Source organism: Microcoleus sp. LAD1_D5, assembly GCF_036702115.1.
GTDB lineage: Bacteria > Cyanobacteriota > Cyanobacteriia > Cyanobacteriales > Microcoleaceae > Microcoleus.
This window is the reverse complement of sequence record NZ_JAUBSA010000060.1, coordinates 1-11,923: the sequence shown is the minus strand read 5'-3', so window position 1 is coordinate 11,923 and position 11,923 is coordinate 1. Positions and strand designations below refer to the sequence as shown.

Below are 11,923 nucleotides of genomic sequence, written 5' to 3'. Positions count from 1 at the left end.
TTCGCTGCTACTTAAACTTTCGTCTACTATAAATGGGGGCGGGTTTATGTAGATTTTTGGTGGAAATTAAAGAGGGTTGGTGAACCAGCCCCTACTAATTAATGACTAATTTTGCGTTCAGTAACTAAAGTCAAACTTACCCATTCACCCCGCTCATTGTAACTGCGAATCATCCGAAACCGCAACTCAGGTTCTACCAACCAACCGGCCTCAAAAAATATAGGTTTTCTCAATTCAATCTTGACAGGTAAAGTGCAAGAACCGCCGTCAGGAAGCAGAATAACTTGCACGGGCGAAGCACCTTCGTTAAAGTGCAGAACTGAACCGTTAATCCTGGCGCTAGAACTGATAACAGTAGCATTACTGCCAAAAGTAATTTTCTGCAGTAGGCGATCGCTACTTTCCAAATGCAATTGCAGTTTGGTAGAATAAAAGTCAGGAGAACGCGAATCAGGATAAATTGTCACGGCCTCGCCCTGCCACTCTCCCAGCAAATCTTCAACAGTTAAAGGCGGACGTTCGGGGACATTTTTATCAGGCTGCTTTTCCCGAATTAAGGTAAGGTTTGATAAATTTCCGTCGGTATTGTAGAGCTGAACGAAGCGCAACCGGCGATAATTGTAGATAAAACCAAACTCGGCACCGCACTCAGAATAAGGCGCTAGTTGAATAGTTCCCTGACAAAAAGCTCCATTCTCAAAAAACAGGATATCTCGTCCCAAAGCTTGATATTCTCGCACAAGTTCGCTCACTTCCGGTTCGCCGATACCGCTAGGAGTTGGGGAAAACCGACGGAGTTTCAATCGCACGGTTTTGTTGTCATTGAAACCTTCGAGAGAAATAATGCTAGGAGTATCTTGAAGTACCTCTCCTCGCGGCGATAACTGGGTAAAAGAACCGTGCCATTCTCCCAAGTTTTGCAGAAAGTTTTCCCATTGTGATACCATATTTTTACCTGTGGATATATGTCTAAAAATAGAATTATAACTCTGCTGACGGATTTTGGATTAAGCGATGTTTATGTGGGAGTGATGAAAGGTGCGATCGCCCAAATTAACCCGCAGTTAAAAGTTATTGACATTACGCACCAAATACCATCTCAAAATATTCCGGCGGCGAGGTTTTGTTTGATGACTGCTTTTGCTTATTTTCCGCCGGAAACCGTACACGTTGCTGTCGTCGATCCGGGGGTGGGAAGCAAGAGACGCGGGGTTGCGATTAAATGTGCTAATTGCTTTCTTGTCGGGCCGGATAACGGGTTGTTTAGCGGGGTGTTGAGTCGGGAAAGTGCGATCGCATCTGTGGAACTCACCAACCCCAAATACTGGCGCACACATCAACCCAGCAGCACTTTCCACGGTCGCGATATTTTTGCAGTAGCGGGCGCTCACTTGGCGAACGGGGTGGCGTTGGAAGACTTGGGGGAGGCGATCGACCCTGCAAGTTTAGTAGAGTTAGAGATACGAAATTGTGCCGTTACAGCCACAGGTGCAGCAGGCTGCATTCAATATGTCGATCGCTTTGGCAACCTAATTACTAATATCCCCAATAATTGCATTATAGGTAACAATTGGTCATTGACTATTAGCAATAGTTCGGATGCAATTCGCATCCCCAGCGGTAAAACCTACAGCGACAGCGAACCGGGCGATTTAATTGCCATAACTGGTTCTGACGGTTGGCTAGAGATTGCCGTTAACGGCGGCAGCGCTCAATCTGTATTAAAATTGGAATGCGGAGCGATCGTGCAATTGCTTTTTGAAACTAACAATTAAATTGGACTTACGCATGGGTGCTCAGCAACCGGGTTGTTTACGAAAATACTTTGTTAGAATCAGCAGATTCGCTAAAAAACCGGGTTTCTTTGGCGGAGTGCGTAAGCCATAGTCGGGAAATTTTTAGATTACTCATTTTTGGAATGGCTACTTCTTAACTGCAAGTCTCTGAAACCCGGTTTATTAAAGAAACCGGGTTTCTCATCTTTATCCAGCTACCACGAAATTAACCAACTTTCCAGGCACTACAATTACCTTTTTAATCTCCTTACTTTCCAGGTGACGCTTGGCCAATTCCGACTCACGAGCAAACTTTTCCAACGCAGCTTTATCAGCACCAGAAGGCACTTGAATTGTGCCGCGAGTCTTGCCCATAACTTGAATTACCAGCGTAATTTCATCGGTAATTAATGCAGATGGATCGACACTAGGCCAAGTTTGCGTATGCACCGATTCAGTGTTACCAGTATTGTGCCACAATTCATCAGCAATATGCGGTGCAAAAGGCGCTAACAAGCGAATCAAAGTGTTAATTCCTTCTGCATAAACTGGCGAATCTTTAAATTTAGCATCATTCAAAGCATTGCTGAGTTTCATCATTTCCGAAACAGCAGTATTGAACTGATAATCACCCTCCAAATCGTCGCTAACTTCCTTAATTGCAGTGTGAATGGCCCGCCGCAAATCCTTCTCAGGTTTACTTAATTCCGCATTCTCTCCTGCTTGAGCGGGGGTGGCAGGGACTCGTCCAGCAAACTCTGTAACCACGCGCCAAACGCGATTTAAAAAGCGAAATTGCCCTTCCACATCAGCGTCGTCCCACTCCAAATCCTTCTCTGGCGGCGCTTTGAATAAAATAAACATCCGCGCCGTATCTACCCCATATTTGCCCATAACTTTCAAGGGGTCAACACCATTGTATTTTGATTTGGACATCTTCTCGTAGAAGACTTCCAAAGCTTCGCCCGTTTGAGGATCTTTAGGATTTGCGGGGTCTATATCTGCTGGGGGAACGTATTTGCCAGTAACGGGGTTTTTGTATGCCATTGCTTGTACCATGCCTTGAGTTAACAGGCGTTTAAATGGTTCGTCACAATTGATCAAACCCCGATCGCGCAAAACTTTGGTAAAGAACCGCGAATACAGTAAGTGCAAGATTGCGTGTTCGATGCCGCCCACATATTGGTCTACTGGCATCCAATCATTAGTTTTCGCACTGTCGAAGACTTGATCTTGATTTTGAGCATCGGGATAGCGCAAGAAATACCACGAAGAATCGATAAAAGTATCCATCGTATCTGTTTCCCGCTTCGCCGCAGTGCCGCAACTGGGACAAGGAACGTTTACCCATTCTTCCATCTTTGCCAAGGGCGAACCTTTGCCCGTAAATTCTACATTTTCCGGCAACAAGACGGGCAAATCAGATGCAGGGACGGGGACAGTTCTGCAGGTGGGACAGTGAATTACGGGAATCGGAGCGCCCCAATAACGCTGTCTAGAAATTAACCAATCTCTCAAGCGGTATTGGATTCGGGCTTTGCCATAGCCTGCATTTTCGGCATGGTGAATAATCGCTGCTTTGCCTTTAATTGAATCCATGCCGTTGAAGCTTTCAGAATTAATCATAATTCCGGGTTCGGTGTAAGCTTCCGTCAACGGAACTTCATCATCATCCACAATTACTACTTTAATTGGCAGTTGATATTGAGTGGCAAATTTGAAATCTCGCGTGTCGTGGGCTGGTACTCCCATAACTGCGCCGGTGCCGTATTCGTACAGCACATAATCGGCAATCCAAATGGGAATTTCTTCGCCGTTGAAAGGATTGATTGCTTTGCCGCCTGTGGGGATGCCGCGCTTTGGTTGGTCTTCGGCTGTCCGATCGATCTCGCTTTGGGCGGCCACTTCTTTGATGAAGGTTTCTACGGCGGCTTTTCTGTCTGCGGTTGTCACGCGCTGAGTTAGTGGATGTTCCGGCGCTAAAACAAGGTAACTGACGCCGTAAACTGTATCGGGACGTGTGGTGAAAACGGCGATTTTTTCATCCATTCCGACAATCGGAAATTCTAAGTAAGCGCCCACTGATTTGCCGATCCAGTTGGCTTGCATTAATTTGACTCTTTCTGGCCAATCTGGCAATTTGTCTAAGTCGTTTAATAACTGTTCGGCGTAATCGGTAATTTTGAGGAACCACTGCCGCAATAATTTGCGCTCGACTTTGGCACCGGAACGCCAGGAACGACCTTCGTTATCTACTTGTTCGTTTGCTAAGACTGTTTGGTCGATCGGGTCCCAATTAACTGCGGCTTCTTTTTGATATGCTAATCCTGCTTCTAAAAATTGTAAGAAAATCCATTGAGTCCACCGATAATAATCGGGAGAACAAGTTGTAACTTCTTTTGTCCAATCAAAGGAAATGCCGAGACGGCGAAATAAGCCTTTCATTTGGGCAATATTTTCATACGTCCATTTTGCCGGGGGAATTCCGCGCTCGATGGCGGCATTTTCTGCGGGTAAACCAAAAGCGTCCCACCCCATCGGATTCAATACCCGATAACCTTGCATTCGCTTGAGTCTGGCAATTACATCGATGATTGTGTAGTTGCGGACGTGCCCCATGTGCAGGTTTCCCGACGGGTAGGGGAACATGGATAAGGCATAAAATTTAGGCTTTTGCGTATCTTCTGGCATCTGGTCTAAGTTTTGCTCAGCCCATGTCTGCTGCCATTTTTCTTCTATGGATTGGGGGTTATATCTGGAATCCACAACAATTGCTCCGTGCAGGGTTTAGTAATGTTTGCTTCAGTATTTTTACACATTCAAGGGGCTTCGATTCTGATTTTTCTGAGCTCCAAGGATTTTGGCTCTAATATCTGTATTATATATTGTAGTATATGTAATTTTAGCTGGGGGGCGATCGACCAAATATCCCCGTTCGCCCTGAAAAAAGTAAATAACTGCAATCCCCAGAAACCCGATTTCTTTGACAAACCGGGTTTATTCTCCTAGTTCGAGCTTAAATGCTATCAGGATCGATGTTCAATTCGCGCAGTTTGGCGGCTAAACGTTCGGCTTTTTGAGCTTCTTGTTCGGCCCGCTGCAAAGCTTCTTCTGCGCGCTGCGAGGCTTCTTCTGCCCGCTGAAATTCTTGTTCGGCACGCCGTCGCTCTAATTCTCGCTGTTCATCTAATTCGGAATAGGAAAGAAACTTTTGTCCATCAGGTCGATAAATTTCTAACCCTTCCGATTCTAACTCAAACCGCACTCCCAATCTTGGACTTATCCAGCCCTCCATCGGTTCAATTACTTCTAACATTCCTTCAATTCTTTGCCAACCAGTCAACTCATTTTGTGCTGGGTTATAAAGGTAATACTCCTCGACTCCGTAGCGATTGTAAAATGAAAATTTCTTGTTCATTTTTATTTGGCTGTCGCTGAAAGAGCGAATCTCAAACACGACTTGGGGAGGAATATTATCTTCACGAAATTGTAGGTAAGAACGTCGATCGCCCTTTGGCCTCCCAAATATCACCATCACATCGGGCGCTTGAGAAATATCTGGTCTCCCCTCAACCGGATACCAGAGTAAATCGGCCGCTACAAAAACGTTAGGGTCATCTTTGAACAGCGATTCGCAGCCTTCTTTAATTTTGACAATTAATTTGTATTGAATTGTGCTATCTGCCATCGGTTGACCGTCGCTGCAGGGATAAATAATTTCTTCTGTTGTGACTTGCATTGTGGTTGTCCCCGAGAAGTATCTCAGCTTAATTATACTATTGTTTGAAGCCACTATCAGTGCCGGAAATGGCACTGCAACTTTCCAAGTGACAGAATATTCACAATAGCGAGCAGCGACGCTTCAAAGCTGCTTGCAAAAGAGTGTTGTACAGTTTTTCCTTAACAGTATAAGCTCCGAATCTTTCCAAGTGCGGATTGTTCATTTGAGCATCGAACATCAGATAAGATCGATCGCGCAATCTCTCCACCAACTTCACCATCGCCACCTTAGAACCCTCGGGAATTCGGTAAAACATCGACTCCCCAATAAACGCACCGCCGATCGACAATCCTAAAATACCGCCCGCCAATTCGTCGCCGCACCAAGTCTCGAAGCTGTAAGCCCAACCGGCCTCATACAAACCCCAGTAAATCTTCTTGAGCTCCTTAGAAATCCAAGTCGTTTCGCGATCGGCACAACCCTCAACCACCGCCCCAAAATCGCGGTTCACAGCCACCGAAAACCGATTTTGATTGAGTTGGCGGCGCAGCGATGTGGGATAGGTAAATCTTTCATCCAGGGGAATCAGCGCCCGCTGACGGCTCGAATACCACCCCAAACTTTCCTCGCCGTCATTGGCCATCAAAAAATAGCCTTGTGCATATCCTTGTATAATTGTCGGTATATCATATTGCATATATTTATCAGTTGTCATTTCTCAGTTAACTTTTCAAAGTCAACATTAGCAATTAGGAATAATCATGTCTGAAATCATCGAACCTATTACCTTACCGCCCGCCAAAAACCCCGAACAAGAAGGCCAATGGCTCCAACAAACGCTGCTGGCATGGCTAGACTCCGAGTTTATCCCAGAAGCAGCCAACCAGCAAATAGCTAAAAGAGCTGCCCAAATCTATGTCCGCCAGCGTATGGAAGGCGAAAACGACTTGGGCAGCCTCGTAATTGCGATCGTCACCGAAATGCAGGCCTATGATTTTTCTAAAAGCTTCTACGGCGAATTTGCGATCGCCAATGCCGTCAGCGACTTGTTACTCGAAAGTCTCGGCATCGATAAATGCTGTGGTCAGTGAAGCAAGAAGGAGGAAAATTTAACTCATAAGTCTGAAACAAAAATCAACCCCAAACATAATCCTGCCGATTAATTGTGAGTTTTTTTCTTCTTTCTTCCTTCTTCCTTCTTCCTTCTTCCTTCTTCCTTCGTGCTACCAGCTAGACTTCACAACACCGGGCAAAAGACCTTCGTGAGCCATTTCTCGCATCATGTTGCGAGACAGTCCGAAGTCACGATAGTAACCTCTGGGTCGTCCAGTTGCCCAGCAGCGGTTCCGCAAGCGAGTCCGCGAACTGCTGCGGGGTAGCTGTTGTAGTTGGCGGTGAATCGCCATTTTGTCCATCTGATTGTTAGCTTGGTCAAACTGGTCTTTCAGGTCTTCCCGCTTGTCGGCGTACTTGTCTACGAGTCTCTGGCGCTTTTTCTCGCGCTCGACCATGCTCTTTTTAGCCATAATCTGTTGATATCCTTAGATAAATCACAATCTACTATTTTACTATATTTTTGTGATTTCGGATCGGTTTTATTTGAATTATTTCTTTTGTCAACAAGATTTTTAGCAACAGGCAAGATGCCTGTTCCACAATAACTCAACATTTTTGTGGTACAGGCATCATGCCTGTACTTAACATTGGTGTAACACCTAACTATTAACAAAAGGGTACAAATCTGCAATAACTAAAGATTTTTGTGGTACAGGCATCTTGTCTGTACTTAACCTTGGTGCAACACCAAACTATTAGCAGAAGGACACAAATCTGCAAGTTCGCAAATATTGCAAGCCGGATTTCTCGCATTACAAACTGCCCTGCCGTGATAAACCAACCGAATCGACCAATTTTCCCAATCCGGCTGTGGCAACAATATCATCAAATCCCGCTCGATCCTTATAGGATCGGTATGTTCGGTCAATCCTAACCGTTGAGTCAAACGTTTGACGTGAGTGTCTACCGTCACGCCCATATTAATACCAAAAGCGTGGGCGAGAACGACATTAGCCGTTTTGCGGGCAACTCCGGGCAATTCTAGCAGCAGTTCCATCCGCTGCGGCACTTGATTGTTAAATTTATTGACGATCGCCTGACAAGCACCTTTAATATTTTTAGACTTATTGCGGTAGAAACCAGTCGATCGCACGAGACTTTCTAGTTCTTCTAAATCCGCATTTGCCAAAGCAACCGCATCGGGAAAACGCTCAAACAAAGCCGGCGTTACCAGATTTACTCGATCGTCCGTACACTGAGCCGAGAGAATCGTCGCCACCAGCAACTGCACGGGAGTTTCGTAGTTGAGAGTGCAAGGAGCTTCTGGATAGAGGCGTTTGAGGCGAATCAGAATTTCGAGCGATCGTTGTTTTAAACTTAACTTTTTAGTCATTAGTCATTAGTCATTAGTCATTAGTTATCAGTCATTTACAAAAGATTGGGGTCGATTCCCATTTCGCGGAGTCGAGCTTCTAAAGCTTCCGATCGCGATCGTTCTTGTTCCAGCAAAGTTTCTGCTTGTTCGGCTCTTTGGCGTTCTTGTTCGGCCCTTTGCTGTTCTTGTTCAGCTCTTAATTCTGCTTGCTGTCGCAGTTGAGCGAGTTCCACAAAACTTACAAATGGCGCTCCGTTAGGTCCGAATATTTGTAGTGCGGTTTCTGATAGTTGAAACCGCACTCCTAGTCTGGGACTTACCCAACCATCCGCCGATTCTACAGCTTCTAATTCTTGGTCTCGACGCTGCCATATAGTTAAATCCACTTGTTCAGGGTTGTACAAGTAATATTCTTCCACGCCGTAGCGTTCGTAAAATTTGAATTTTTGAATCATCGGAGTTAGACGGTTGCCAGGGGACAAAATTTCAAACACGACTTGCGGCGGAATGTTATCTTCGTTCCACTGTTGGTATGAACCTCGATATCTTTTCGGTCTGCCAAAGGCTACCAGCACATCTGGTGCTTGAGCAAGTTTATTATTTCCTTCTACTGGATACCACAGTAAGTTACCCGCCACAAAAACATCAGCAACACTCGCAAATAAAAGTTCTAAATTTTCTTTAATCCAGACGATTAATCGAAACTGTTCGGTATTATCTGACATGGGTTCTCCGTTGTCATCTGGGTAGACTATTTTTGATTTTTCGGGAGATTGCAGTTGTGTAATCATTGCTTTTTTTACCAAATTTAATGAGCGAATATTAGTCATGAGTCAAAATTGCTGTAATGACTAATGACTGTTAATTTTTAACTGTTGACTCATCTTATAGGTTATTAGTGGCCACCAACAAATAACAAATAATCAATAATCAATAATCAATAATCAATAATCAATAATCAATAACCAATAACAACCAACTACTGACTACTGACTACTGACTACTGACTACTGACTATTGTTGCCGAAGATTGCCCATCAAATCGAACCCAGCCAAATTAGCTGTATCCCGAATAATCAAGAAAATTCCCAAACCCAGCAACAACACCAAACCAGTCTGCATGACATTTTCCTGAATGCGGTTCGGCAGAGGCTTGCCCCGCAGTCCTTCTATCAACAGAAAAGCTAGCTGACCGCCGTCCAAAGCAGGTAAAGGCAAGATATTAATCACAGCCAAATTGACGCTAATTAGCACAGCATACTGAAACAAACTCGCAGCATCCGATTTGGCAATCCCTGCACCAATCGCCACAATCGCCACAGGCCCGGACAACTTGTCGGCAGTCTGGCTGAAATTGCTAAGTAACTGCCCGAAACCTTGAACCGTCAGCACCACAATCCGCTCAAATTCTTTGGCGGCCTTGCTAAACGCCTCTACAAATCCGGCCCTCTGCCGCACCACAGTGCCGTTAGAAGTTAGCTGCACGCCAATGCGACCTTTGCCGTCGGGCGACTCTTCAGGAGTTACTGTCACCACAAATTTTTGTTCTTGGCGCTGAATTTCCAACGCTAGGGGTTGGTTGGGATGATCTTGGATGGCTGTGACCAATAATTTGACTGCTTCGCGGGAAGCGCCCAATTCCTTGCCGTCAACAGACAGAACAACGTCGCCCGATCGAATTCCCGCTTGTTTCGCGGCCGAACTGACTTCTGCGGCGACTTCCGGGACTTTAACTCCCGGTAGGTAGTTCATTTCTGCCGCGCCGACAGTACCCAATTGCACCACCAACAGGAAGTAAGCAAAAATTAAGTTGGCAATTACCCCTGCGCTAATGACGATCGCCCGATCGAGCACGGGGCGATTTTTGAGCAAATTCGGGTCATTTGGGGGAATTGTACTGTCTGGATCGTCGTCCGGGAAACCCACGAAACCTCCCAGGGGAAAGGCGCGGAGGGCATATTCAGTTTCCGGGCCTTGGTACTTCCAGAGGACGGGCCCGAAACCGATAGAGAAGCGGTTGACGTGGATGTGTTGAAGTCTCGCCGCCAAGAAGTGGCCGAGTTCGTGAACGACAATCAAGATACCTAAAACTGCGATCGCTGCCAAAACTGACATGAAGGATTCCACTAACACTTTTACTGGACTTTGATTTATTTTAATATCTTTTTAATATCGGTGGCTTCGGAGGGGCAATTTTCAGTCAAACTGGAAGGTGGTGTTTTTGTCGGAAGTCCCGGCTGCTGCGATCGACCCGACGCTGCCAAACCGATCGCGCGATCGTACCTGAGTTTACCTCTAAAACCAATTCCCTATTACAAATTACTCATTACCAATTCCCAGTTACCCATTCCCCATTATGAAAGACACTTCTTTGAATATTATTGCTATTTCTATCTTTGCCATCACCGTTTCAATATTGTTGGGGCCCCTATTCAACTTGCCAGAAGCCGTACCTGCGATCGCCACTTTTTGCCTGTTGGGGCTAGCCACCCTTGACAGTTTCCAGTGGCAAGGTCAAGGCGGTACTATTTTATTAGATTGGCTGGGGGGAACTTCCAAACAAAAGCGCGATCGTATCCTTCACCACGAAGCCGGACACTTCCTAGTCGCGTACCTGTTGGGAATTCCCGTAACCAGCTACGCCCTCAACGCTTGGGAAGCATTTAAACAAGGTCAAACAGCCCAAGGCGGCGTCCGCTTTGAAGACGAACAATTAGCATCTCAACTGCAAAACGGCACTCTTTCCGCCCAACTTTTAGACCAATACTGCACAGTGTGGATGGCCGGAATAGTCGCCGAAAAATTTGTTTACGGCAGTGCACAAGGAGGAGCAGAAGACCGCACAAAAATTAGTGCAATTTTAACACAACTGCGCCGTCCCAGTTCCGAAATTCAACTCAAACAAAACTGGGGTTTGCTGCGAGCAAAAAACCTGATAGAAAGCCACAAATCAGCTTACGAAGCCCTAGTAGCAGCAATGGAAAAAAGAGCAACTGTCGCTGAGTGCTGCGACATAATCCAGCAGAGTTTATAGGAAAAAAAGATTACGCACTCTTGCCTTGTTAACCCGGTTTCTATCGATATTTTTTTGGCGTAAAAACAGAGTTTAACACCGTATTTTAGATATCAAAAATTCATGTCAGAACCAAAATTTTTTCCAACAACACTGCAAACAGCGAACCCAAATACAGAAAAATTGTTGTGGCTGTTCGGTTTTCGGATCGACCCCGGCACCGAAATACCAAATCTATATACTCTCATTGTCTATGGAGAACAAGAGCCGCCCTTAGTAGCCGGGGGTCAACTTGTATTTTTTACCCGTCCAGAACTAGCGATTAACGCTCTCCAATTGTGCAATATCGATGTCAGCGAACTGGGAAAGCCACCCACACAAATAGACGCTATTTGCGACATTGCAGAAACGCTGTACTTGCTCGATGCCGAAGATTTTGACGAGTCAGCTACTATCCTCAACTGTTTGAACGCGCTTTTCGATTTAGTGAAAGCTACTTTAATACCGATGCCAACTGAATACAAGCGCATACTTTATGATTTGGCAGACCATTTGAATATTGAGGAAGAGTTTGCAAGTTTTTTAGACGCAGAAGATATTCAGCGCTCGGAAATTCTCAATGCCATTTTGTGGTGTGTGGGAGCAATTACAGCTAAATCTAGATTGTTGACCGAGTAATTTAATAAAAACTAGAATGTGAATCGATAATAGATAATATCGCCCAAGGAAATTGTGCCATGACTGTAACAGAGTTACGCTTGTGGACTGTAGAGGAATATCGCCTCATGACCGAAACTGGCATTCTCAATCCCGATGAACGAGTCGAATTAATTGACGGGCAAATTATTGCAATCAGTGCAAAAAATCCTCCCCACGCAGCAACTAATCTCTGTGCAGCCGACTATCTAGGACTTGCTGAATAAGCGCCAAAAGCTGACGGACCTGGATTATTCGAGCGGGCGAGCGAGAGAAGTGTGCAAGAA

Annotated in this window: 13 protein-coding genes; 5 read left to right on the top strand and 8 right to left on the bottom strand. The window is 45.4% G+C overall.

What is annotated here, in order from left to right; translation table 11 throughout:
• Positions 1 to 98: 98 nt before the first annotated feature.
• Positions 99 to 947: a DUF3598 family protein gene (locus tag QUA70_RS21445; protein WP_333349695.1), complete on the bottom strand. Its 849-nt coding sequence runs from the start codon at positions 945 to 947 to the stop codon at positions 99 to 101.
• An 18-nt stretch (positions 948 to 965) separates the two neighbouring features.
• Between QUA70_RS21445 and QUA70_RS21440 the strand changes: the two genes are divergently transcribed.
• Positions 966 to 1,775: an SAM-dependent chlorinase/fluorinase gene (locus tag QUA70_RS21440; RefSeq protein ID WP_333349692.1), complete on the top strand. Its 810-nt coding sequence runs from the start codon at positions 966 to 968 to the stop codon at positions 1,773 to 1,775.
• 207 nt (positions 1,776 to 1,982) lie between these two features.
• On the opposite strand, the gene leuS is transcribed toward QUA70_RS21440, so the two are convergent.
• The 3 genes from leuS to aat all read right to left on the bottom strand — a co-directional run bounded on the left by leuS (position 1,983) and on the right by aat (position 6,211).
• On the bottom strand, positions 1,983 to 4,541 hold the full coding sequence (leuS, locus tag QUA70_RS21435; protein ID WP_333349691.1) for a leucine--tRNA ligase: 2,559 nt from the start codon (positions 4,539 to 4,541) through the stop codon (positions 1,983 to 1,985).
• Between the two features lie 250 nt (positions 4,542 to 4,791).
• On the bottom strand, positions 4,792 to 5,514 hold the full coding sequence (locus QUA70_RS21430) for a Uma2 family endonuclease (protein WP_333349689.1): 723 nt from the start codon (positions 5,512 to 5,514) through the stop codon (positions 4,792 to 4,794).
• Positions 5,515 to 5,614: 100 nt separating this feature from the next.
• Positions 5,615 to 6,211, bottom strand: coding sequence for a leucyl/phenylalanyl-tRNA--protein transferase (gene aat / locus QUA70_RS21425; protein WP_445251663.1), 597 nt, complete (start codon positions 6,209 to 6,211; stop codon positions 5,615 to 5,617).
• Positions 6,212 to 6,257: 46 nt separating this feature from the next.
• Between aat and QUA70_RS21420 the strand changes: the two genes are divergently transcribed.
• Positions 6,258 to 6,587 carry a hypothetical protein gene (locus QUA70_RS21420; RefSeq protein WP_333049991.1) on the top strand — a complete coding sequence of 110 codons (330 nt, stop codon included), beginning with the start codon at positions 6,258 to 6,260 and terminating at the stop codon, positions 6,585 to 6,587.
• A gap of 132 nt (positions 6,588 to 6,719) precedes the next feature.
• Here QUA70_RS21420 and rpsN read toward each other — a convergent pair whose 3' ends face one another.
• The 4 genes from rpsN to rseP all read right to left on the bottom strand — a co-directional run bounded on the left by rpsN (position 6,720) and on the right by rseP (position 10,042).
• The gene (rpsN, locus tag QUA70_RS21415; protein WP_006633844.1) at positions 6,720 to 7,022 is read right to left on the bottom strand and encodes a 30S ribosomal protein S14; all 303 of its coding nucleotides are present in this window, start codon (positions 7,020 to 7,022) and stop codon (positions 6,720 to 6,722) included.
• 260 nt (positions 7,023 to 7,282) lie between these two features.
• Entirely contained in the window at positions 7,283 to 7,945 is a 663-nt protein-coding gene (gene nth, locus QUA70_RS21410) for an endonuclease III (RefSeq protein WP_333200319.1), read from the bottom strand.
• Between the two features lie 35 nt (positions 7,946 to 7,980).
• Positions 7,981 to 8,718, bottom strand: coding sequence for a Uma2 family endonuclease (locus QUA70_RS21405; protein WP_333336204.1), 738 nt, complete (start codon positions 8,716 to 8,718; stop codon positions 7,981 to 7,983).
• A gap of 223 nt (positions 8,719 to 8,941) precedes the next feature.
• Positions 8,942 to 10,042, bottom strand: a complete 1,101-nt coding sequence (gene rseP, locus QUA70_RS21400; protein WP_333336201.1) for an RIP metalloprotease RseP — start codon at positions 10,040 to 10,042, stop codon at positions 8,942 to 8,944.
• A gap of 241 nt (positions 10,043 to 10,283) precedes the next feature.
• Here rseP and QUA70_RS21395 point away from each other — a divergent pair, with 241 nt between their 5' ends.
• The 3 genes from QUA70_RS21395 (at position 10,284) to QUA70_RS21385 (ending at position 11,863) form a co-directional block, all read left to right on the top strand.
• Positions 10,284 to 10,961, top strand: coding sequence for an ATP-dependent Zn protease (locus QUA70_RS21395; protein WP_333336199.1), 678 nt, complete (start codon positions 10,284 to 10,286; stop codon positions 10,959 to 10,961).
• Between the two features lie 102 nt (positions 10,962 to 11,063).
• Positions 11,064 to 11,618 (top strand): hypothetical protein, encoded by a 555-nt coding sequence (locus tag QUA70_RS21390; RefSeq protein ID WP_333336196.1) that lies wholly within the window; start codon positions 11,064 to 11,066, stop codon positions 11,616 to 11,618.
• Between the two features lie 59 nt (positions 11,619 to 11,677).
• On the top strand, positions 11,678 to 11,863 hold the full coding sequence (locus QUA70_RS21385) for a hypothetical protein (protein WP_333336193.1): 186 nt from the start codon (positions 11,678 to 11,680) through the stop codon (positions 11,861 to 11,863).
• Positions 11,864 to 11,923: the final 60 nt, after the last annotated feature.

Excerpts from the sequence above, each read along its gene's own strand:
- aat (WP_445251663.1), bottom strand. The coding sequence starts at position 6,211 with ATGACAACTGATAAATATATGCAATATGATATACCGACAATTATACAA.
- QUA70_RS21440 (WP_333349692.1), top strand. The coding sequence starts at position 966 with ATGTCTAAAAATAGAATTATAACTCTGCTGACGGATTTTGGATTAAGC.
- QUA70_RS21385 (WP_333336193.1), top strand. The coding sequence starts at position 11,678 with ATGACTGTAACAGAGTTACGCTTGTGGACTGTAGAGGAATATCGCCTC.
- QUA70_RS21430 (WP_333349689.1), bottom strand. The coding sequence starts at position 5,514 with ATGCAAGTCACAACAGAAGAAATTATTTATCCCTGCAGCGACGGTCAA.
- QUA70_RS21390 (WP_333336196.1), top strand. The coding sequence starts at position 11,064 with ATGTCAGAACCAAAATTTTTTCCAACAACACTGCAAACAGCGAACCCA.
- rseP (WP_333336201.1), bottom strand. The coding sequence starts at position 10,042 with ATGTCAGTTTTGGCAGCGATCGCAGTTTTAGGTATCTTGATTGTCGTT.
- QUA70_RS21420 (WP_333049991.1), top strand. The coding sequence starts at position 6,258 with ATGTCTGAAATCATCGAACCTATTACCTTACCGCCCGCCAAAAACCCC.
- QUA70_RS21405 (WP_333336204.1), bottom strand. The coding sequence starts at position 8,718 with ATGATTACACAACTGCAATCTCCCGAAAAATCAAAAATAGTCTACCCA.
- QUA70_RS21395 (WP_333336199.1), top strand. The coding sequence starts at position 10,284 with ATGAAAGACACTTCTTTGAATATTATTGCTATTTCTATCTTTGCCATC.
- rpsN (WP_006633844.1), bottom strand. The coding sequence starts at position 7,022 with ATGGCTAAAAAGAGCATGGTCGAGCGCGAGAAAAAGCGCCAGAGACTC.
- nth (WP_333200319.1), bottom strand. The coding sequence starts at position 7,945 with ATGACTAAAAAGTTAAGTTTAAAACAACGATCGCTCGAAATTCTGATT.
- QUA70_RS21445 (WP_333349695.1), bottom strand. The coding sequence starts at position 947 with ATGGTATCACAATGGGAAAACTTTCTGCAAAACTTGGGAGAATGGCAC.